The 19,796-nt window shown below is 57.2% G+C and carries 21 protein-coding genes; 13 read left to right on the forward strand and 8 right to left on the reverse strand.

What is annotated here, in order from left to right:
- Positions 1-47: 47 nt before the first annotated feature.
- Genes mtnK through IEX10_RS14530 form a run of 4 tightly spaced genes read left to right on the forward strand, consistent with a single transcriptional unit; the run spans position 48 to position 4,052 of the window.
- A complete protein-coding gene (gene mtnK, locus IEX10_RS14515; protein ID WP_188676797.1) occupies positions 48-1,304 on the forward strand; it encodes an S-methyl-5-thioribose kinase in 1,257 nt (418 codons plus the stop codon).
- Complete coding sequence (gene mtnA, locus IEX10_RS14520; protein ID WP_188676800.1) at positions 1,301-2,398, forward strand: S-methyl-5-thioribose-1-phosphate isomerase; 1,098 nt, start codon at positions 1,301-1,303, stop codon at positions 2,396-2,398. The genes mtnK and mtnA overlap by 4 nt, the downstream gene beginning before the upstream one ends.
- A gap of 2 nt (positions 2,399-2,400) precedes the next feature.
- Complete coding sequence (locus IEX10_RS14525; protein WP_188676804.1) at positions 2,401-3,396, forward strand: sugar-binding transcriptional regulator; 996 nt, start codon at positions 2,401-2,403, stop codon at positions 3,394-3,396.
- Entirely contained in the window at positions 3,393-4,052 is a 660-nt protein-coding gene (locus IEX10_RS14530) for a class II aldolase/adducin family protein (RefSeq protein WP_188676807.1), read from the forward strand. Before IEX10_RS14525 ends, IEX10_RS14530 begins: the two co-directional genes overlap by 4 nt.
- A gap of 16 nt (positions 4,053-4,068) precedes the next feature.
- On the opposite strand, the gene IEX10_RS14535 is transcribed toward IEX10_RS14530, so the two are convergent.
- Positions 4,069-5,142 (reverse strand): serine hydrolase domain-containing protein, encoded by a 1,074-nt coding sequence (locus IEX10_RS14535; protein ID WP_188676810.1) that lies wholly within the window; start codon positions 5,140-5,142, stop codon positions 4,069-4,071.
- Positions 5,143-5,469: 327 nt separating this feature from the next.
- Here IEX10_RS14535 and dctP point away from each other — a divergent pair, with 327 nt between their 5' ends.
- The 6 genes from dctP (at position 5,470) to IEX10_RS14565 (ending at position 11,506) form a co-directional block, all read left to right on the forward strand.
- Positions 5,470-6,480 (forward strand): TRAP transporter substrate-binding protein DctP, encoded by a 1,011-nt coding sequence (gene dctP / locus IEX10_RS14540; protein WP_188676813.1) that lies wholly within the window; start codon positions 5,470-5,472, stop codon positions 6,478-6,480.
- Positions 6,481-6,490: 10 nt separating this feature from the next.
- Complete coding sequence (locus IEX10_RS14545) at positions 6,491-7,024, forward strand: TRAP transporter small permease (protein WP_229678570.1); 534 nt, start codon at positions 6,491-6,493, stop codon at positions 7,022-7,024.
- Complete coding sequence (locus IEX10_RS14550) at positions 7,024-8,316, forward strand: TRAP transporter large permease (protein ID WP_188676816.1); 1,293 nt, start codon at positions 7,024-7,026, stop codon at positions 8,314-8,316. Before IEX10_RS14545 ends, IEX10_RS14550 begins: the two co-directional genes overlap by 1 nt.
- A 12-nt stretch (positions 8,317-8,328) precedes the next feature.
- Positions 8,329-8,733 (forward strand): OsmC family protein, encoded by a 405-nt coding sequence (locus IEX10_RS14555; protein WP_188676818.1) that lies wholly within the window; start codon positions 8,329-8,331, stop codon positions 8,731-8,733.
- Between the two features lie 42 nt (positions 8,734-8,775).
- Positions 8,776-9,957, forward strand: a complete 1,182-nt coding sequence (locus IEX10_RS14560; RefSeq protein ID WP_188676820.1) for a cytochrome P450 — start codon at positions 8,776-8,778, stop codon at positions 9,955-9,957.
- 112 nt (positions 9,958-10,069) lie between these two features.
- Positions 10,070-11,506 carry an aminotransferase class V-fold PLP-dependent enzyme gene (locus IEX10_RS14565; RefSeq protein ID WP_188676822.1) on the forward strand — a complete coding sequence of 479 codons (1,437 nt, stop codon included), beginning with the start codon at positions 10,070-10,072 and terminating at the stop codon, positions 11,504-11,506.
- Here the strand turns inward: IEX10_RS14565 and IEX10_RS14570 are convergent.
- A complete protein-coding gene (locus IEX10_RS14570; protein WP_188676824.1) occupies positions 11,503-11,952 on the reverse strand; it encodes an Lrp/AsnC family transcriptional regulator in 450 nt (149 codons plus the stop codon). The two genes, IEX10_RS14565 and IEX10_RS14570, sit on opposite strands and share 4 nt — an antisense overlap.
- Before the next feature lie 129 nt (positions 11,953-12,081).
- Positions 12,082-13,149: a zinc ABC transporter substrate-binding protein gene (locus tag IEX10_RS14575; protein WP_268237049.1), complete on the reverse strand. Its 1,068-nt coding sequence runs from the start codon at positions 13,147-13,149 to the stop codon at positions 12,082-12,084.
- Between the two features lie 56 nt (positions 13,150-13,205).
- Here IEX10_RS14575 and IEX10_RS14580 point away from each other — a divergent pair, with 56 nt between their 5' ends.
- From IEX10_RS14580 to IEX10_RS14590, 3 genes are read left to right on the forward strand one after another with little or no spacing between them, the layout of a single operon-like run.
- On the forward strand, positions 13,206-13,724 hold the full coding sequence (locus IEX10_RS14580) for a helix-turn-helix domain-containing protein (RefSeq protein ID WP_188676830.1): 519 nt from the start codon (positions 13,206-13,208) through the stop codon (positions 13,722-13,724).
- Positions 13,721-14,500 (forward strand): ATP-binding cassette domain-containing protein, encoded by a 780-nt coding sequence (locus tag IEX10_RS14585; protein WP_188676834.1) that lies wholly within the window; start codon positions 13,721-13,723, stop codon positions 14,498-14,500. Before IEX10_RS14580 ends, IEX10_RS14585 begins: the two co-directional genes overlap by 4 nt.
- Complete coding sequence (locus IEX10_RS14590) at positions 14,500-15,291, forward strand: metal ABC transporter permease (RefSeq protein ID WP_188676835.1); 792 nt, start codon at positions 14,500-14,502, stop codon at positions 15,289-15,291. Before IEX10_RS14585 ends, IEX10_RS14590 begins: the two co-directional genes overlap by 1 nt.
- Positions 15,292-15,345: 54 nt before the next feature.
- On the opposite strand, the gene IEX10_RS14595 is transcribed toward IEX10_RS14590, so the two are convergent.
- The 5 genes from IEX10_RS14595 to IEX10_RS14615 form a co-directional block, all read right to left on the reverse strand.
- Positions 15,346-15,885 carry a carboxymuconolactone decarboxylase family protein gene (locus IEX10_RS14595; RefSeq protein ID WP_188676838.1) on the reverse strand — a complete coding sequence of 180 codons (540 nt, stop codon included), beginning with the start codon at positions 15,883-15,885 and terminating at the stop codon, positions 15,346-15,348.
- 71 nt (positions 15,886-15,956) lie between these two features.
- On the reverse strand, positions 15,957-16,910 hold the full coding sequence (locus tag IEX10_RS14600; RefSeq protein WP_188676841.1) for an ornithine cyclodeaminase family protein: 954 nt from the start codon (positions 16,908-16,910) through the stop codon (positions 15,957-15,959).
- Positions 16,910-17,419, reverse strand: coding sequence for a TRAP transporter small permease (locus IEX10_RS14605; protein ID WP_188676844.1), 510 nt, complete (start codon positions 17,417-17,419; stop codon positions 16,910-16,912). The genes IEX10_RS14600 and IEX10_RS14605 overlap by 1 nt, the downstream gene beginning before the upstream one ends.
- The gene (locus IEX10_RS14610) at positions 17,416-18,396 is read right to left on the reverse strand and encodes a TRAP transporter substrate-binding protein (protein ID WP_188676847.1); all 981 of its coding nucleotides are present in this window, start codon (positions 18,394-18,396) and stop codon (positions 17,416-17,418) included. The genes IEX10_RS14605 and IEX10_RS14610 overlap by 4 nt, the downstream gene beginning before the upstream one ends.
- 30 nt (positions 18,397-18,426) lie before the next feature.
- On the reverse strand, positions 18,427-19,746 hold the full coding sequence (locus IEX10_RS14615; RefSeq protein WP_188676849.1) for a TRAP transporter large permease: 1,320 nt from the start codon (positions 19,744-19,746) through the stop codon (positions 18,427-18,429).
- Positions 19,747-19,796 lie beyond the last annotated feature (50 nt).

The following is a 19,796-nucleotide window of genomic DNA, read 5'->3' on the forward strand; positions in this document are numbered from 1 at the left end:
CACTTTCCGTCGCGATAAACACCACAGGAATAACGGGAGACTTCGGGATGGAGAACGCGAATTACACGGCCCTGACGCCAGAGACACTTTCAACACGTCTGGTCGCCCTTCCGGCGGTCACTGAACGGCTCGGCACGGATGCGGAAAGCTGGCAGGTTAAGGAAGTTGGCGACGGCAATCTGAACCTTGTATTTATCGTGCAAAGCGATCAGGGCAGCATTATCGTAAAACAAGCGCTGCCTTATGTGCGCCTTGTCGGAGACAGCTGGCCACTGCCGCTTTATCGCGCTTATTTTGAATATCATGCCCTGACCCGTCAGGCCGCCCGCGATCCGGGAACTGTGCCGGAGATTTACCATTTTGACGAGGATCAGGCGCTGATCGTGATGGAATTCCTCTCCCCCCATGTGATCCTGCGCAGCAAGCTGATTGCCGGTGAAAAAGTCGACGATCTCGGCGCGTTCTGCGGCAAATACTGCGCCCGCACGGCGTTTCGCGGCTCCGAACTGTCGATGACATCCGCCGATAAAAAGGCCGATGTCGGGTTGTTCGCTGGCAATGTGGAAATCCCCGCCATCACCGAAGGGTTGGTTTTTACCGACCCGTACTTTGAGGCAGAGCTGAACAATCACACCCCCGAACTGGAACCGGTGATCAACGAGCTGCGCAACAACATAGAACTTAAGCGGATGGCGCAGGTGATGCTGACGAAATTCGCGTCCAACACGGAAACGATGGTCCACGGCGATCTGCATTCCGGATCTATCATGGCGACACAGTCGGAAATCCGCGTTATTGATCCCGAGTTTGCACAATACGCGCCGCTGGGGTTTGATATCGGGATGCTGACCGCAAATTACCTGATGGCCTATTTCAGCCAGCCCGCCCATCGGGGGACCGATCTGGAAGCTTATCAAGACTGGATTCTGAGCGTGATCACCGAATGTTGGTCCAGCTTTGAGGCAGAGTTCCGCCACCTTTGGAATACCGAACGCACCGGCATGTTATTTCCTAAATCCCTGTTTGAAGATCAGGGCCACAGTTCCGAAACAGCCTGTGACGGTGTTCTGGCGGACATCTGGCAGGACGCGTTGCGGTTTTGTGGCATTGAAATGCACCGCCGTTGCCTGTCGCTGGCCCATAATGCGGATTTTGAAACCATTGAAGACACCACCGTTCGCGCGCCGCTTGAGGCCCGCAACCTGCAAATGGGCGCAGAACTGGTGCTAAAAACCGATACACTGAAAGATGCCAAAGCGCTGATCGCGCTGGCACGGACATTTAACGCAAGGAACATCCTATGAAAGTAAACGGCACCCATTACCGCTCTTTGTGGTGGAATGCACAGGATGACGTGCTGGAGATCATCGACCAGCGCTCCCTGCCGTATGAATTTATCACTCAGCAAGTGAAAACGCTGGAGGATTTTGAAGACGCGATCGTGGAAATGCGTGTGCGTGGTGCGCCTCTGATCGGGGCGACGGCCGCCTATGGCATGGCGCTGGCGTTAAAGCTGGACGCCTCGGATGCCCATATGGATGCAGCGTGGGAGCGGTTGAATGAAACCCGCCCCACTGCGATCAACTTGCGTTGGGCTTTGAACCGTTGTCGCGAGGCAATGCGCCCCCTGCCCGAAGCAGAGCGTGCGGCGGCAGCTTTACAGCTTGCCCATGACATCGCGGATGAAGACGTGGAAATCTGCCGCCAGATCGGGGAACACGGGTTGAAATTGATCCGTGAAATCGCCGCGAAAAAACCGGCCGGTGAACCTGTCCGCTTGCTGACCCACTGTAACGCAGGCTGGATTGCGACTGTGGACTGGGGCACTGCCACAAGCCCGATGTATCACGCCCATGACGCCGGAATCCCGCTGCACGTCTGGGTTGATGAAACCCGTCCGCGCAACCAAGGGGCATTGACCTCTTGGGAATTGGGTAGCCACGGTGTACCACATACCTATGTGACAGATAACGCCGGAGGCCATTTGATGCAGCACGGACAGGTCGATATGGTTATTGTCGGCACCGACCGCACCACGCGGCGGGGCGATGTGTGCAACAAGATCGGCACCTATCTCAAAGCACTCGCCGCCCATGATAACGGGGTTCCGTTCTATGTGGCTCTGCCCTCTCCGACCATCGACTGGACCGTGGATGACGGCGTGGCCGAGATCCCGATCGAGGAACGCAGCCCGCGCGAGACCACCCATATTCAAGGCACGATGGAAGACGGTTCGATCGGTGTGGTTCAGGTCACGCCCGAAGGCACACCGGGGGGCAATCCTGCCTTCGACGTGACGCCGAACCGGCTGGTCACAGGTCTGATCACCGAACGGGGCGTATGCGAGGCGACACCCGAAGGGCTCGCTGCGTTGTTCCCTGAAATGGCAGGCGCCTAAAAGTGGCGCCTGCGTCCGCCTCCTCTGCGCGTCCGGGCGTTGATTCAGCCGGACGCGGATCGCGGCAGGACGATCTTATCATCGAGGCCGCATGGCTTTATTTCCATGACGGGTTGAACCAGAACGAAATCGCCAAGCGGCTCGATGTCAGCCGCGCCTCTGTGGTTAATTATCTCGCCGAGGCCCGCCGCCGCGATTATGTGCGCATTACGCTGGACAGCGATGTGTTTCGCAACAACCGGCTGGCGTCCGAATTGCGAGCGAAATTCGGGCTGGTTGATGCGCTGGTGGTGCCCGAGGACGGCAGTTCACAACAACGCTCCGCAGAGCGGGTGATCCGCGCAGCATCTGATTGGTTGCCCCATCTTCTGGAACCCGGCGATCATCTGGGCATCGCATGGGGCGAAACGATTTACCGGCTGGCCCAAATCGCGCCGAAACTAATGATGGACGATCTGACGATTGTGCAGTTGTTGGGCTCGAAACCCTCTGAAATCGGCTTTGCGGCAGAGAACTGTGCAGCAACGCTGGCGCAACGGTTTAGCGCCTATTGCGCCAATCTGCATGTGCCGCTGATGCTGTCCACGGCAGAGTTATGTGAGCAATTGAAGGCCGAACCGATGGTAGCGGCGCAGCTTAAAATGGTGACAGATTGCAAGAAAGTGATCTTTGCCGCAGGCACCACCGACCCTGACAGCCATATCGCCATGACCGGCTTGCTGGACGCACCAACACTGGAGCAAATGCGCAAGGATGGGGCTGCTGCCGCAATATGCGGCCGCGTGATAGATTTTGAAGGCACGCCTATGCCCGCTCCGAACGAGGACAGGCTGATCGGAGTCACACTGGAACAGATGCGCGCCAAAGAGATGGGCATCCTTGTCTCTGCCGGACTGGACCGCGTTGGTGCTGCCGCTGCCGCCATTCGCGGCGACTACGTCACCCATTTCATCACATGCTCGGCTTCTGCTGAAAAACTACTGGAAGACACATTATGACCCCCGCCCAAGACACCGCCCTGCGCCAAAGCATCATCGACGGATGTCTGTGGATGAAAAACAGCGGACTGAATCAAGGCACCTCTGGCAATATCTCTGTGCGCTACGGCGAGGGCATGCTGATCACGCCCTCCGGTGTGCCATACGAAAAGATGCGTCCTGATATGCTGTGCACCATGCCGCTGTCCGGCGATCCGGATCTGTCGGGCGATATTCGTCCCTCGACCGAATGGCGGTTCCATCAGTCGATCCTGCACAGCAAACCGGATGTGACGGCGGTTGTCCACGCCCATCCGGTGCACGCCACAGCGATCGCAGTGCAGCGTCGCCCGATTCCAGCCTGTCACTATATGATCGCGGCTTTTGGGGGAAATGATGTGCCGCTGGTGGATTACGCGCTGTTTGGCAGTGACGAACTGGCTCGCATGGTCGCGGATGCAATGGCACAGCGAACCGGCTGCATCATGGCCAATCACGGCGCTGTGGTAGCAGGGGAATCCCTTGACCGCGCGCTTTGGCGGATGGAGGAACTGGACAATCTCGCGCGGGTCTATTTGCTAGCACTCTCCACCGGAACGCCCGAAATACTGACGGACGCCCAGATGGAGGAGGTGGTTGCAGCGTTCGGGAACTATGGCCCGAAGGACATGGACTGACGACCGCGCCGCCAGTTCAGCCGCGGATCGCTTTGACGAGCATTTCCAGAAACGCCGGCTGATCGGCAGAGTTCAGCCAGCGCATCACCGCGACGATATTGTCGTCTGGGCTGATCCAGATGCAGTTCCCCCCTGCCCCCAAGGCATTATAGGCGTTAGAGGGCAGTTCGGGGTTTGCACCCGGACCACGGTTCAGCCACCACAGAAATCCGTACTTTTCAAGCGTCGGGGTGGGTGTCAGCGACCGCGCCATCCAATCTTGGGGCAGGATCTGGTCGCCGTTCCAATTGCCGTTTTGACTGATGAACAGACCGAAACGCGCGTGATCATTGGCGCTGATCACCATGCCGCCGCCCCAATGGCCGCCCCCTGTCACAGATTGCACGCGCTGCCAGTTCAGATCGACCCATGAGGTCGAATAACCGTCCCAGCGCCATGTGTCGGACGCGCCGATCGGGTCCATGATCCGCTCTTTCAGAACCTCGGGCAGCGGTCGGTTAAAGCGCCGTAGCAGCGCATAGGCCAACGCGTTTACCCGCACATCGTTATATTCATAATGACTGCCCGGCGCACCGACTTTGCGCAACTGACCCTTGTTGCTGTTGTCCCCATCCGGCCCGATTTCACGGTGGTGGTCGATCTGGTCATCCTTGCCAAACAACACCCCGCGCCATTCGCTGTTCATTTGCAACATATGTCGCCAAGTGATCGCCGCGTTCTGCGCAGAGGAAAAATGGGGGCCGTCCACGCTCCGGCTGATCGGCTCGTCAAGATCGCCAATCAAACCATCCTTAACCGCCAGTCCTGCCAAAACCGAAAGATAACTTTTGGCGATAGAAAACGTCATGTCAGGCCGGTCCGGATCACCCCATTCTGCCACCGGTTTCCCGTGATGCAGGATCACCCCTGCCGGTCCACCCCGTTCGGTCACGGGGCCGACCACCTCGGCCCACGGGCCCGTTTCCTGCCACTCGTAACTGCCCGCATAAGCGCCGTTGTCATGGAACATGCTACGGGGCCAGTTTGTCTCATGGGAGAGCGCGAAATCAACAACGCCTTGCAGCGCGGGAATCGTAATTGAGGATGTCATGACAATGCCTTTGGTCTTGTTCTTTAATCGGTATTTCGGTCCGCATGATATTGCACCGGTTCACCGGCGCAACTGCGTTCGTCCGTGGGTCGCCCTTCCCTGCTTCAGCCGCATCTTTACCTATGGTTGTGACCGATTGACGACCCGTGCAATTTCTCTGCGTCAATCTGCGCAAAACTGTGGTTAATATTTTGATTTACCCCCGACTCTTGGTTCATAACCTGTTACAAACACGACAAAACCAATAGGTTTTGGTTTAAAATTTGACGTGAGCGCGGCTAGGGTTTCCGCCAATGCGCTGACACAGCTTCCACAGGAGGAACTACGATGAAAAAATTGATCCAAACGCTCGCACTTGGTGTGACAGCCCTCGGGACATCCCTTTCGGGTGTCAGCGCGGAAGAATGGCGGCTGAATAACTTTCTGCCAGAAACCCGCCCCGAAACAGCAGAGATCGAACAGTTTGTAAAAGACGTAAACGCCACCGTTGAAGGCGATTTTGAGCTGAAGCTTTACAGCGGCGGATCCCTTGGTTTGCCAAACACCGACACACTGCGATTCCTGCCAAAAGGCGCTGTTGAGATGAGCCTGATGTGGGCGAATTATCTGGGCCGTGACGCACCTGCGCTCAGCTCCGTGGTGGTACAGGGCACCATCGGATCGATCGACGAATTTGAGAAAGCGATTCCGGCTGTTCAGGAAATTTACGAAGAGGAATTCACAGACTGGGATGTAACCTCGGTTGGTTATGTGGCGATTCCGATGCTGTCCGTTTCCGTGTTCTGCCGTGATGAACCTGTGCGCACCATCGAAGACCTGAAGTCCAAGAAACTGCGGGTTTGGGCGCGGGATCAGGTGGAAACCTTCACCCGTCTTGGTGTTGCCGCCCAGATCATTCCGCAAGAAGAAATGTATGTGGCGATGAAAACCGGCGTTGTGGATTGTGCGCTTTACCCAGCACTTTATGCCCACACCGTTTCCTTGCAAGAAGTGGCGAGCCATGCGTCGTTCCTCTACCCGATGGCGTCCGGTCCTTACGTGATTGGTGTGGCCACTGAGCGTTGGGAAGAAACCGACGAGGCGATCAAATCCGCGATCACCACAGCAGCGGACGACTTGTGGAACCGTACAAACCAGTACGAAGATGATCAGGCCCGCGAAATGGAAGCCCGTGAAAAACTGGCCGAACAGGGTGTGACCTGGGCCGAGGATTTTTCCGATGCGGACCGCGAATTGTTTGTGTCTTCCGTGACAGAAACATGGGCAATGCTGGCCGAAGAAGCCGGCGGTAATGCGCCAGCCTACCGCGAACGTGTTCTAAAAGCCTTGGGTCGCTAAGACGGATCTGATGCAGAAGATTAAACACATGATTGCGCAGGGGCTGAACGGCTTGGCCCTTGCTTGTGCTTCCGCGGCTGCGCTTGGCATGGTGTCTATTGTGGGCATCATCATGTATTCCGTGCTGATGCGCAAATTTGCAAATTCGCCGGTTCATATCACCGAAGAGGTGGTCGGCCTGTTGCTGAGCGTTTCGCTGTTTCTGGGGCTGCCGATGGTGACGCTGAACGCCAAACATGTGCGGGTTGCGCTGTTGGCAGACCGTTTGACGGGCGCGATGCACACCGGCATCCAGATCGCGGCCCTGCTGGTGGGTATCGTGTTCTTTTCATGGCTGATCTACGAGACAATTCCGTGGTTCGAGTTTGCCTTTAAACGTAGCCTCAAAACCGAAACCTCTCGGATTTTGCTGTACCCTTGGATGGCGCTGATGCCGCTGTCCCTGTTCCTGACGCTGGTCATTTTCGTGGCGCGGCTGCTGGGACTGATCGACCGGATGCCTAAACCCGACCCTGACCAACCTCTTAACGGATCAGCCCACTGATGTCTTTCTGGCTTACTTTGATCGGCGGCCTTCTGGCCACCGCCAGCACCGGCGTTGCCTTGGGCGTGGCCCTTGGCCTGACCGGTCTGACTATCCTGCACTTCTTTTCCAATGGCGCAACGTCGCTTGCGATTGACGCGATCTGGAATGTATTCAATTCCTTCACGCTGAGCGCTGTGCCGATGTTCATCCTGCTGGGCGAAATCCTGTTGCGCAGTGGCATCAGCCAGAAGGCCTATGCCGCGTTTTCCCCCCTGTTCCGCAGGGTGCCGGGCGGTTTGCTGCACACCAATATTGCTGTCTGCACCCTGTTTGGCGCTGTCAGCGGATCGAGCCTGTCTACCGCCGCTTCTGTAGGCCTTGTCGCCTATCCCGAGATGACCAATCGGGGCTATGACAAAGACACCATTACGGGCAGTCTAGCAGGGGGCGGCACCCTTGGCCTGTTGATCCCGCCCAGCCTGTCCTTCCTGATTTACGGGGCGCTGACCGAGACCTCTATCGGGCGTCTGTTCGCGGCGGGGATCATTCCCGGCTTGCTCGCCGGATTGCTGTTCATGGCCTATCTACTGGTCAAAAGCATCCGAAATCCCCATATCGCGCCCCGCGATGACACCCCTGTCGGCTTTTGGCTGGCGCTGCGCGGTTTCCGTCAGATCTGGCCGCTGCTGGCGCTGATCTTTGCGGTGATCGGCAGCATTGTTGCAGGGTTTGCCACCCCTACCGAAGCGGCGGGTGTGGGTGTGGTCCTTGCGGTGATCATCTCGTCCATTTGGGGCGATCTGACGTTCAAAAAACTGATAGAGGCGATTTATCAGTCAGTGCTGCTGTTCACGTCTGTCGGCTTTCTGGTGCTTGGCGCCACGATCCTTGCGCAATCCGTAAGTGTTCTGGGCATCCCCCAACAAATCCTGTCCACCGTGGCGGACAGCGGGCTTGGCACCTATAGCGTCCTGCTGATCGTAGTGCTGGTCTATCTGGTACTGGGCTGTTTCTTTGACGGGCTGTCGCTGATGATCATGACCCTGCCAGTGGTGTTTCCGCTGCTGACCGGCCTTGGCTTTGATGCGATCTGGATCGGCGTGCTTATCACCATTGTGATTGAAATCGGCCAGATTACCCCGCCGGTGGGTTTGAACCTGTCAGTGCTTAGCGCCCTGACAAATGGGCAGGTCAGCCTTGGTCGCGTTGCTGTTGCCACCGTGCCTTACTGGGTGATCCATCTGTTCATGATTTTCATCCTGACGCTGTTCCCCGCAATCGCGCTCTTCCTTCCTGACCTGTTATTTTAGAAAGGCCCAGATATGGCTTTGAAACTGAAACCCAAACCCTTTGGCCCCGTCTTTGTTATTTTTGAGGGCAGCGATAATTTCCTCTATGCCTACGGCGATCCTGCCAATGCCACGCCGCATCCGCCGGTGAATTCTCCGGTGGATACGATGCTGGCCTCGCTTGGTTCCTGCATCGTGAAGTCCGTTCAATGGGCAGCAGACCAGCAGAAGGTCACTCCGCAGCCGTTTCAGGTTAAGGTGGACGGGTTGAAATCTACCGATCTGCCGGGACGGGTCGAATCCGTGACGATCACCGTTGTCGGTTCCATTGTTGAGGACGCCGAACTGGCAGAGAAGATCGTCAAACAGGCGAAATCTGTCTGCACGGTCAGCAACTCCCTTACCACCAAAGTCGAAATCGTCATCGCGGTTGGATAATCCTGTCGCTCGCATTTCCCCATTCCGGCCAGAGGCACCCCTGTGAGCAAGACCGTTCCGATTGACACAATAACTACGCTCGACATGCTGGATCGCGATCCAGGCGCAGTCTTCCGGCGTCTGCGCCGCGACATGCCCATCGCGCGAATTGCGTCGATCAACCGGATCATTCTGACCAAGGCGGATGATACCTATCTGGCGAAAACCGATACGCAGCATTTCGGTTCCAGCGATCCAACAACGCCGATGCAGCGGGCTTTTGGCGGGCATACTCTGATGCGCAAGGACGGTGAGGCCCATCAGGTGGAACGGGCCGCCATGACGGAAACCTTCCGCATCACCCCTGCACGCAACCACTGGCAAGGCGTTTTTGATACAATCGCAGCGCAAGCGGTTGACGCCCTGCCCAAAGGAGAAACCGTGGACCTGCGCAGCGCCCTTGCGGTGCCAATGACGGTAGCGTTTTTGAAACAGGTTCTCGGCATAGAACCGGAACCGGACGGGCAGTTGTTTGACTGGGCCGATGCGCTGATCACGGGGGCGATGAACGGCGGTTTTTCGGAAGATGTGTTTGCGATCAGCGACAAAGCAAACGGCGAGATGAACGCCTGTTTTGACCGGATGATCGAGCAGCACCGCGCCAATCCCAACCCTTCGGTTCTGGCTGTCATGGCCAATGCAGATGCTCCGCTACCGCTCAGCCAGATTAGAACTAACATGAAAATCTGCATCGGCGGGGCTGTTGTGGAAACCCGCGATGCGCTGCTTACTACGTTGCACGGATTGCTGCAAAACCCCGAACAGACCCAGTATTGTCTGGACACAGGCCGCTGGGATCTGGCGACCGAGGAAGGTCTGCGCTGGGTTGCCCCGATTCAGACAAGCCCGCGGATCGTGCAGAAAAATTATACCCTGCGCGGCGTCACCCTGCCCGCAGGAGAAACAGTGCTGGTCAGCCAAGCCTCTGCCAACCACGACGAGGATTACTGGCACGAACCGGAGCGTTTTAACCTGCACCGTCAAGGCCCCGCAAACCAAACCTTCGGTCTTGGCCCGCACCGCTGCATGGGGGGTGGCATCTACCGCCACTTTATCAGTCGCTCATTGCTTCCAACGCTGTTTGAACGCTTCCCGCGGGTGCAACCAGTTGCGGGACACACGGTCGAGTTTCGCGGATTTGGCTTCAGAGGTCCGACTGACCTGCCGGTTCAACTGTATATTTGATCGCTATCTTTCCTTACTTTCCGATGGATGACACATAAGAAAGCGGATGCGACGGTGTATTTGGGTCAAAATACATCGACTCTTTGGGTATTTTACCCAAAAGAGGTGCCCCATGTCTTTATCTACATTCCGCGATGCCCTGAAATCCGACGATCTGGTCGCCCAACTGCGTGACAGCGTGATCGGGGACGGTATGAAAATCCCCGGCCTGTTCGGGAATGTGTCACTGGTCTATGCGGATTATGTGGCATCGGGACGGGCGCTTGGTCCTGTAGAGGATTACATCCGCGAACACGTCCTGCCCTATTACGCCAATTCCCATACCGAGGCATCTTATTGCGGGGCTTACATGACACGTCTTCGCGCCGAAGCGCGGGCGGAAATTGCGCGGTTAACCCATGCCGACGACTGCAGCGTTGTATTTACTGGCGCTGGTGCGACGGCCGGACTGAACCGGTTGGTGTCCCTGTTCGGCGTCAACACCGCTCAAAAAGCTGTGGTATTTGTAGGCCCCTATGAACATCACTCCAACCTGTTGCCGTGGCGCGAAAGCAATGCCGAGATCGTGGAAATCCCCGAAACCGCGCAGGGCGGTCCGGATCTGGCGGTACTAGAGGCAGAGCTGCTGTCGCGCAGCGATGCGGATGTAAAAATAGGCAGTTTCTCTGCCGCCAGTAACGTGACCGGCATTGTCACCGATCCTGTGGGAACCACACGGCTGCTGAAAGCCCACGGTGCCCTTTCAGTTTGGGATTATGCCGGCGGCGGACCCTACCTTCCGATTGACATGAACGCGGCACCGGATTGTTTGATCGACGCGGTCGTTGTGTCCACCCATAAATTCCCCGGCGGACCGGGGGGCAGTGGCGTGTTGATTGTGCGGGATACAACTGTTGTGCGTGACACCCCCACATGGCCGGGTGGCGGCACCGTGACTTTTGTCTCGCCGTGGGACCACGCCTATTCCAGCAGCATCAGCGCTCGGGAAGAAGCCGGAACCCCGAATGTGATCGGCGATATCCGTGCCGCACTGGCCTTTATGGTAAAAGACGCCATCGGGCAGGACTTTATCACGCAGCGCGAGGCAGAACTGAACCGGATGGCCTTTGACGGGTGGCGTGACAATCCGCAACTGTCTCTGTTGGCGGCAGATCAGGAAGACCGGCTGCCGATTTTTTCATTTCTTGTGCGCCGCGCGGATAGCACTCCGTTTCACCACCAGCTGTTCACCCGTATGCTAAGCGATGTTTACGGCATTCAGACCCGTGGCGGCTGTGCCTGTGCCGGCCCTTATGCGCACCGCTTGCTGAATATCGCGCAGGCAGAATCCGAAGGCCTGTTTAACGATCTGCGTGCCGGCAAGGAAATGCGCAAACCCGGTTGGGTGCGGCTGAACTTCAGCTATCTGATGGATGACGCGCAAGTGCGTTATGTGCTGGACAGTGTAAACGAACTGACCGCCCGTCTGGAGGAATTGGAAAAGCACTATACCGTGGACCCGTCCACCGCCCGTTTCTCTATCAAACCGGACAGCCGCGCCGTCGCCTAAAGCGGTAGGGCGCGGTTGTTGGCGATGGCTTCCATTGTGATCAACGAGGTGACGGATTCCAGCGCCTCGTCCACGATCAGTTTCTGATACACCCGATCAAAATCGGTGATGTCAGCGGCTACGACTTTCAACATATAATCGTACTCCCCCGCGATCCGGAAGAAATCTACCACGTTCGGAATCAAAAGCACGCGGCGGCGGAAATCCTGCAACCAAGTCACCGAATGCTGCCGCGTCTTCAGCATCACAAACACCGTCAGCCCCATACCCAGCTTGGCCGGATCAAGCCGCACAGTTTCCCCGACGATCACGCCAGTGTCTTTCATCGTCTTGATCCGCCGCCAGCAGGCATTCTGCGACAGGCCGATCTGATCCGCGAGCTCCCGCTGCGGGATTGACGAATCCTCTTGCAGCTTTTGAAGAATTTTCTGATCAATGTGATCCATATAACCCACCTTTTTAGGGTCATTATACACAAAAAGACCCGAATGTCGGGATATTTCTTTTATTTGTAGATCATTTTTTCAAGAATCATTGCGCTGCCGGAGAAACTCACCGGCAGCGCAAACTGCATGTTACAGACAGTCTGCGAGAGCCTTGGCGAGGTTGCGCAGCACGTCAGGATACAGCGCCGCCCCCGGTTCCAGATCAGCGCCGAGCGGGTCAAGAACACCGGTTTTTGCCTCTGATCCATCCATCACAGCACGGATGATACCCGGGTTGAACTGCGGTTCGCTCAAGACACAAGTCACGTTTTGATCGGCCACACGGCCCTGAACTTCCGCAATCCGCGCAGGGCTGGGATCAGACGCATCGGACAGGGAAATGGCACCGGACGCGGGGAAATCGAAGGACTTCTCAAAATACTGATAGGCATCGTGGAACACGATAAAATTCCGCGCCCGCACCGGATCAAGAATCCCTGCAATTTCGGTCTTGAGCACGGCAAGCTCCGCTTGGCCTGCCTGCGCATTCGCACGGTAAGTTTCGGCGTTCTCCGGATCAACTTCGGACAGTTGCGCCGCAATCACTCCAAGCCAATGTGCGCCGTTATCAATGGAAAGCCACCCATGGGGATCTTCATCGCCGTGCGCATGGCCGTGATGGCCGTCTTCGGCGTGCTCTTCATGCTTTTCGTGATCATCATCAATCTTGCTATCATCGTCGTGATCATCGTGCCCGTCTTCGTGTTCAGCATGCTCTTCATGGGCGTGGTTATCTTTCTCATGCTTTGCATGATCGTCGTGCGCGTCATGTCCGTCTTCGTTGCCATGATCATGAGAAAACAGCGCAGTCTGACGGAAGGGCAGTTGCAGCGTTCCTTCTGTCTCTAACAGCTCTACCACGGCCGCATCTGATGTCAGGGTTTCCACCCCGTCCTTCATCCAAGGCGTCATTCCGCGGCTAACCCAGAACACAACTTCGGCGTCCTGCAAGGCGCGGGCCTGTGACGGGCGCAGGCTATATTCATGAGGGCTGGCACCGGGGGAAACGATCAAGGACGGCGTGCCGACACCTTCCATAACGCGAGTCACCAGAGAGTGGACCGGCGCAATATCTACTGCCACGCGCGGCGCATCGGCAAGCGCGACACCTGCGGGCGTCAACGCAGTTACAACAAGAGGAAAGAGGTTTCTGGACATCAGCGGCTCCATGTGATTTTATTACATTACAAGTCGAGTAGTGGAAATGTAATAACATGACAAGTGCGACGCCGCATAAAAAAGCGATTGGCCCTGACACAGTCGGGTTTGAATGCCACGACCACAGCCATTGCATCAGCGAGGCTTTGATCGCCGCAGAGACCCACTGCGCCGAGAAGGGATTGCGTTTTACGCCTGCCCGCCGCAAGTCTCTGGAGATTCTTTTGCAGGAACACCGCGCACTCGGGGCTTATGAAATGCTCGACAGATTGCGGGATGCGGGATTCGGGTCACAACCCCCTGTGGCTTACCGCGCGCTGGAGTTCCTTGTCGCCAACGGGTTCGCCCATAAGATCGAACAATTGAACGCATTTATCGCCTGCGCCCACCCTGGCGCAAGCCACACCCCGGCCTTTATGATCTGTCGCTTGTGTCAGTCCGTAGCCGAGGCAAAATCCACACCGGCACGCGGCTCGCTCGGGGATGCAGCACGGGCCGCCGGTTTCCAAATAGAGCGCGCCGTGGTCGAAGCCGAGGGCATCTGCCCGTCCTGCGTAAAGAAAGACCCCGCATGAGCCTTGTCTCCGTCGAAAACGTAAGTGTCGGATACGGTGCGAATACGGTATTGCGCAACGTGTCCTTCGCCGTCACCCCGAAAGAAATCGTCACAATCGTCGGGCCTAACGGGTCTGGCAAGACAACTCTGTTGCGCACGTTGATCGGCGCGATCCGACCTTCAACAGGGCGGATCAGCCAGAAACCCGGCTTGCGGATCGGCTATGTTCCCCAGAAGTTACACATTGACCCGACGCTTCCAATTACTGTGAACCGCTTCCTGCGGCTTCCCAACAGCAAGGCAGACCGCAAAACCTGCGCCGCTGCTTTGGAACGGGCCGGTGTGCCTGATCTGACCAACCGGCAAATGTCTGCGCTGTCGGGCGGACAATTGCAGCGGGTTCTGCTGGCGCGTGCGCTGGTAAACGAGCCGGATCTTTTGCTGCTGGACGAAGCCACCCAAGGGCTGGACCAGCCCGGATCGGCCGCGTTTTACCGCCAGATTGAAGAGGTTCGCCGCGAAACCGGTTGTGCTGTGGTGATGATTAGCCACGAACTTCATGTGGTGATGAGCGCCTCTGACAGGGTGATATGCCTGAACGGGCATGTGTGCTGTGAAGGCACGCCGGATATTGTGTCAGCCGCGCCGGAATACCGCGCGTTGTTTGGAACCGGCACCGGCGGGGCACTGGCGCTCTATCGCCATGAACATGACCACGCCCATGATGAAAACTGCGACCATGGCCATGCGCATGACCACAAGAACAACCACAGACAAACAGAGGCCGCCGAATAATGCTTGATGATTTTATGACACGCGCCGCGCTTGCTGGTGTGGGCGTTGCCTGTGCTGCTGCCCCTTTGGGCAGTTTTGTTGTCTGGCGGCGCATGGCCTATTTTGGCGACGCCACATCCCACGCGGCGATTTTGGGGGTGGCGTTATCTCTCGCCCTGCAAATGTCGATCTTTGCCGGTGCGATGGCTGTCGCGCTCGGGATGGCGCTCACCGTGACGATGCTGGCGGGGCGCGGCTATGGCATGGATACGCTTCTTGGTGTGCTGGCCCATTCCGCGCTGGCGTTCGGTCTGGTGGCTGTGTCGTTCCTGTCGGGCGTCCGAATTGATCTGATGGCGTATCTGTTCGGGGATATTCTGGCGGTGTCCCGCGGAGACTTGCTGATCATCTGGGGTGGTGCGTTGCTGGTCATCGGCCTTATTGCATGGCGCTGGTCGGCCCTGCTAACCGCGACCCTAAGCGAAGAGCTTGCCTATGCCAGCGGGATTGATCCCAAACGCGAGCAATTGATCCTGACCCTGTCGCTGGCGGTGACTGTGGCGGTAGCGATCAAAGTTGTCGGCGCGCTGCTGATTGCTGCGATGTTGATTATTCCGGCTGCGGCGGCAAGGCCGCTGGCGCGGACACCCGAACAAATGGCCCTTGCCGCAGCTCTCACCGGCGGAGCATCGGCGGTGATCGGAATGCAAGCGGCCTTCACGCTCGACACGCCAGCGGGGCCGACAATTGTTTGCGTGGCCGCGATACTGTTCGCCCTAACAAGCCTCCTGCGCCCTTTCCTAAAGTCCTGAGCAAGCAATATCTTAGGAAAGAGTGATCTCGCTGAAGCACGCCATGATCCTGAGTCAACCCAGCGGATGGTGGGCCATTTCAGCCGCGATTTCATCGTCGATGGGCGTGTCATAGGTTTGCAACAGATACCCGAGCACAGAATAAAACCCCACGGTTGCGATCAGATCAATCACCGCCTTGCGCCCGAGCGCCTCTGCCAGTTCTGCCTCTTGGGCGGGGGACAGTTTCTTGTGGTCGATCAGTGCATCGACTGCGCGCACGATCAGGCCGTCTTCTCCTTCTGGCATATCCCGAACCGCAGCAATCCGCGCGTCTTCCATGCCAAGTGCGCGGGCACGGCTGACGTGATGTGCCCATTCATAATCCGAGCCGAGCCGCACACCGGTGCGCAGAATGACCACTTCTGAACGGATCGCCCCGAGATGGCTATTTTTCACCACATGCTGACGCAAAGGCGCCCAAGCGGCGAGCAGATCGGGATGATGGGCCATCGTGCGATAGACATTCAGCTTACCTGCGAAATCTTCCCGCAGGTCGGCAATGTCTTCGGGCCAATCCGCGTCTGATACGGGGGGGCAGGGCGAATGGATCATGGGTTTACCTTTCTTGGTCTTCACAAAGTCCTATCGCGGATCGCGAGTAAAGAAAATGCGGCGTGTCAGCGTCAGGCACTGTAATTCTTGTAAGCTTCATATGCAGCGACCAAATCCTGCACAATCAACCCGTGGGATTTATAGGCCGTGATCTCTGCGTGACTGCCCCTGCCCTGCGCCTTCCCGTCCAGCACTGCGCCGATCTCGGTGATTTGGTAGCTGTCATCAATCACGCCTGCCTGACGTGCGCCGATAAATTCACCTGCCTCGCGGCTGGCGCTTTCGGCGGAGTCGGTGAAGGCATTGACACGGGCCACCGCCCTGTCGTCTATCTCGCGGCTGTCCGCAAGGCTCGCCCCGACGAGGTTGATATGCTGGCCAGCCTCCAGGAGGTCGCCAGACAGAAACGGTGTTTTAGATGCCGTTGTCGTGTGAATGACATCCGCACCCTTTATGGCCTCGCCAAGGTCGGATACCACGCAAACGCGGTCGGACTGGTCCGAAAATTGCGCGGACATGGCACGGGCCTGTTCAGGACGTCTTGCCCAAATGCGCAAGGTCGCTGTCTTAAAACCATGAAGCGAAGTCCGGATGTGCCATTCCGCCTGTTCCCCTGCGCCACAAACGGTAATCACTTGCGGGTCGGGGCGGGCCAAAGCGCGGGTGGCAACCATCGACATGGCCGCCGTGCGCATTGCGGTGATCCGGTCCGCGTCACAAATCGCCAGAGGACTCCCGGTCTCGCTGTCAAACAGGGACACAAACCCCTGATGGCTCGACAGGCCCATGGCGGGAGCTTCGGGGAACAGGCTTAGAATTTTAGCGCCGTGAACCGCAGGCGTTGCGAGGCTTCCATACATGACCCCCATGCGCCCCTTTTCGTTAACGGGTGCTGCAAATCGGGGCGGATGACTGGCCGCCCCCCGTGACACAGCGATCATCGCTTTTTCCAGCGGATCGAAAAGGTCTGCGAAGGTGATCAACTGCGAGAGCTTTTGCGCGTCGAGAAAAACTGGACTGTCCATTAACGATGATTTCTTTCGGTTACTTGGGCGATCAGATGGAGAAGAATGATGCCACAGCTAAGCGGAACAACACTGCCCACCAGCGCCATATTTATCCCCAACCCGGGGGAGAAGCGGTTGCTGCTGCGCCACATGAAGCCACGCTCGAAGTTCATATTCGGCCCGTAAAAGGAATAGTACAGAACCGGCAACAAAAATATCCCGATGGCAAGAACAGATACGCCGAGACGCAGCCAGCGCATTGCGTCTGCGCCTGACCCGGTGCCTGTATCCTTCGGCGTGATCACACGAGGATCGAGCTTGCGTTTGAAAGCGCAGGTCGCCCCGAGCAACCCCGCCCAGATCATAAGATAGCGGGCCAGTTCCTCGGTCCATGTGAAGGGAAAGTCAAATCCGTAACGCGCCCAGATTTGCAGCAGCACGGTTAGAACCATGGCCACCAGCGCAAGTTTGGCTAGGGTCAGGCATACGCGGTCAACTGCCGCGCTTGCCTGTTGGATCACTCTCATTGACGGGTGGATTCAGCCAGAGCGCGGAAATGCTCTACAGATGCGGGCGGCATCAAGGCTTCGTAAGCTTCGGCACTGCGCTTTTTCAGGTCGGCATAGGCGTCAGGTTCCAGTTCCGAAACGGTCACGCCTGCCTTTTTCAAACCTTCCAGTTCGCCAGCGGCGGCTTTTGCGGTCCAGACACGGTTGTTTGCGTTAGCTGTTTCTACCGCAGTGTCTACCTTGGCGCGGGTTTCATCGTCCAGATCGTTGTACCAGTCCGCCGACATCAGGGCCGAGCGGAAAGGCGTGCCCGCGCCGATGTTTGTATAATGTTTGAGAAATTCCGTGTGGCGGAAAATTAGTGCCACAACGGGCGGGTTGAAATAGCCATCCACAATGCCTTGCTGCACGGCTCCGGCAAATTCGGGCATATCTACCACCACACCCTGAACGCCCCATTCCTTGAACAGTTCGATCTGTGTGGAATCGATCGCCCGCAACCGCAGATCAGCCATATCTTCGACTTTGGTGACTGGCGTGGTGGCGTTGAAAACACCCATCGTGCCGCCCAGACCCGGCAAACCTGCGATCTTGATGCCTTGGGCTTCCATAGACGCCTTCACCCCGTTCAACAGGTCGCTTTCGGTGTCTTGGGTCGCGCGAAAGAAATGTTCCATATCGTCGAACATATAGGGCGCAAGGAAGCCGAGAATGTTCTTGTCCACCTCGTTGATCATCACAAAATTTGTCAGACCAAACTGCAACAACCCCTGACTAAGCTGGTCCACCACTTCAGGATCTTTTCCAAGCGCGCCGCCTGTGAAGACATTTGCCTCAAGCCCTTGGTCTTTCAAACTGGCGGCCAGATCTTCGGCATAAACATAATCCGAACAGGCCGCCACGGGCGGGCATCCGACTGCGATTTTGATTTCCTGCGCGAATGCCGGAGCGCTGGTCAGCAGCAGGGTTGCTGCGGCGATAAGGGATTGTTTCATTGTAAACTCCTGTTGTTCAAGTTGGTTAAATCAGCGGATGAGCCCCAACGCGCGGGGCAGAGCAAGCGTCAGGTCGGGCATCAGAATAAGCAGAACCAGCAGTGCGATTTGCACCAGCAGGAACGGCAAAATCGCAAGACTGAGCCGAAGATAATTCACCCCGCTGGCCGAGGAAATTACCATCAGGCACCCCCCGAACGGCGGAGAGATCAGGCCAAGTGTCAGGTTCAGACAACTCACCACCCCCACATGGACCGGATCGGCCCCGCCAGCGATTGCTGCGGGGATTAAAACCGGCACCAAAAGCACCAGCGCCATCGAAACATCCATCACCATTCCGGCCGCGAACATAATGCCACTGGCGAGCAGAAAATAAGATGTGCTCGTCAGCCCCGCGCTTTGCACCAGAGAGGCAATTTGATCCGGCACCCGCAGGATGCCCATCAGATAACCAAACACGGCGGCGGCAAATAGGATCATAAAGATGGAACCGGTCAGCATCGCTGTGCGCTCTACCGACTGCGATGTCAGACGTGCCGTTTCCACCAAAGCACGGCGCGGGCCGTTCCGGTTCAGCAACGAATAGAAAAACACCAGAACTAAGGTGATTGCGACAGCGATTGCTGCGGCCTCTGTCGGGGTGACAACGCCGAACACGATACCCGCCACGATCGTCACAGGAATGAGCAGCGCCGGCAAAGCCCGCAACAATGTGGGGAAGACGGGTGGCAAGGCCTCACCCGTACCACCGGGGTGGTTTTCGCGTCGTGCCACCCAAAAGTTATAGGCAAACAGAAACACCGCCATCAGCAGGCCGGGCACAATGCCACCCGCAAACAGGGCCGCTACCGAAACATTCATCAGCGCCCCGTAAAAGATAAACACGATACTTGGCGGGATAATCGGCCCAATCACGCAACTCGCCGCTGTCAGGGCCGCTGCGAAATCTGCCTTGTAACCCTTTTCGACCATTGCAGGCACCAGCGTGTTGGTGGTCGCCGCCGCATCCGCAACTGCCGAACCGGAAATCCCCGCAAGGAAAACACTGGATGCGATGTTCACATAGCCAAGCCCGCCCTTCAGACGCCCGACCCCCAGCATCGCCAGATCAATCAGCACCCGCGTCACGCCGCCTTTGGTCATCGCCTCGCCCGCGAGAATAAATAAGGGCATCGCCAGAAAGGTAAAAACGTCGATCTGGCTGAAAATTCTCTGAGGAAGAATCCCGAGATATGCGCTATGATCTGTCAGCACAAAGGCCAGCACAGCAGCAGCACCTGCGATGTAGCTGATAGCGACGCCCGAAAACACTGCGGCGAGCGCAAACAACAGTAAAATTATCCAACCCATATCAACTCCTTGATCCCAGAATGGTTTTACGATAGGAAAAATGTCAAGGA

The organism is Neptunicoccus cionae, from assembly GCF_014643735.1.
In the GTDB taxonomy this organism is placed as follows: domain Bacteria; phylum Pseudomonadota; class Alphaproteobacteria; order Rhodobacterales; family Rhodobacteraceae; genus Amylibacter; species Amylibacter cionae.

What these genes read in the sequence shown, in the direction of transcription:
- mtnK (WP_188676797.1), top strand. Translation starts at nt 48, where the DNA reads ATGGAGAACGCGAATTACACGGCCCTGACGCCAGAGACACTTTCAACA.
- mtnA (WP_188676800.1), top strand. Translation starts at nt 1,301, where the DNA reads ATGAAAGTAAACGGCACCCATTACCGCTCTTTGTGGTGGAATGCACAG.
- IEX10_RS14530 (WP_188676807.1), top strand. Translation starts at nt 3,393, where the DNA reads ATGACCCCCGCCCAAGACACCGCCCTGCGCCAAAGCATCATCGACGGA.
- IEX10_RS14535 (WP_188676810.1), bottom strand. Translation starts at nt 5,142, where the DNA reads ATGACATCCTCAATTACGATTCCCGCGCTGCAAGGCGTTGTTGATTTC.
- dctP (WP_188676813.1), top strand. Translation starts at nt 5,470, where the DNA reads ATGAAAAAATTGATCCAAACGCTCGCACTTGGTGTGACAGCCCTCGGG.
- IEX10_RS14545 (WP_229678570.1), top strand. Translation starts at nt 6,491, where the DNA reads ATGCAGAAGATTAAACACATGATTGCGCAGGGGCTGAACGGCTTGGCC.
- IEX10_RS14550 (WP_188676816.1), top strand. Translation starts at nt 7,024, where the DNA reads ATGTCTTTCTGGCTTACTTTGATCGGCGGCCTTCTGGCCACCGCCAGC.
- IEX10_RS14555 (WP_188676818.1), top strand. Translation starts at nt 8,329, where the DNA reads ATGGCTTTGAAACTGAAACCCAAACCCTTTGGCCCCGTCTTTGTTATT.
- IEX10_RS14565 (WP_188676822.1), top strand. Translation starts at nt 10,070, where the DNA reads ATGTCTTTATCTACATTCCGCGATGCCCTGAAATCCGACGATCTGGTC.
- IEX10_RS14570 (WP_188676824.1), bottom strand. Translation starts at nt 11,952, where the DNA reads ATGGATCACATTGATCAGAAAATTCTTCAAAAGCTGCAAGAGGATTCG.
- IEX10_RS14575 (WP_268237049.1), bottom strand. Translation starts at nt 13,149, where the DNA reads ATGTCCAGAAACCTCTTTCCTCTTGTTGTAACTGCGTTGACGCCCGCA.
- IEX10_RS14580 (WP_188676830.1), top strand. Translation starts at nt 13,206, where the DNA reads ATGACAAGTGCGACGCCGCATAAAAAAGCGATTGGCCCTGACACAGTC.
- IEX10_RS14585 (WP_188676834.1), top strand. Translation starts at nt 13,721, where the DNA reads ATGAGCCTTGTCTCCGTCGAAAACGTAAGTGTCGGATACGGTGCGAAT.
- IEX10_RS14590 (WP_188676835.1), top strand. Translation starts at nt 14,500, where the DNA reads ATGCTTGATGATTTTATGACACGCGCCGCGCTTGCTGGTGTGGGCGTT.
- IEX10_RS14595 (WP_188676838.1), bottom strand. Translation starts at nt 15,885, where the DNA reads ATGATCCATTCGCCCTGCCCCCCCGTATCAGACGCGGATTGGCCCGAA.
- IEX10_RS14600 (WP_188676841.1), bottom strand. Translation starts at nt 16,910, where the DNA reads ATGGACAGTCCAGTTTTTCTCGACGCGCAAAAGCTCTCGCAGTTGATC.
- IEX10_RS14605 (WP_188676844.1), bottom strand. Translation starts at nt 17,419, where the DNA reads ATGAGAGTGATCCAACAGGCAAGCGCGGCAGTTGACCGCGTATGCCTG.
- IEX10_RS14610 (WP_188676847.1), bottom strand. Translation starts at nt 18,396, where the DNA reads ATGAAACAATCCCTTATCGCCGCAGCAACCCTGCTGCTGACCAGCGCT.
- IEX10_RS14615 (WP_188676849.1), bottom strand. Translation starts at nt 19,746, where the DNA reads ATGGGTTGGATAATTTTACTGTTGTTTGCGCTCGCCGCAGTGTTTTCG.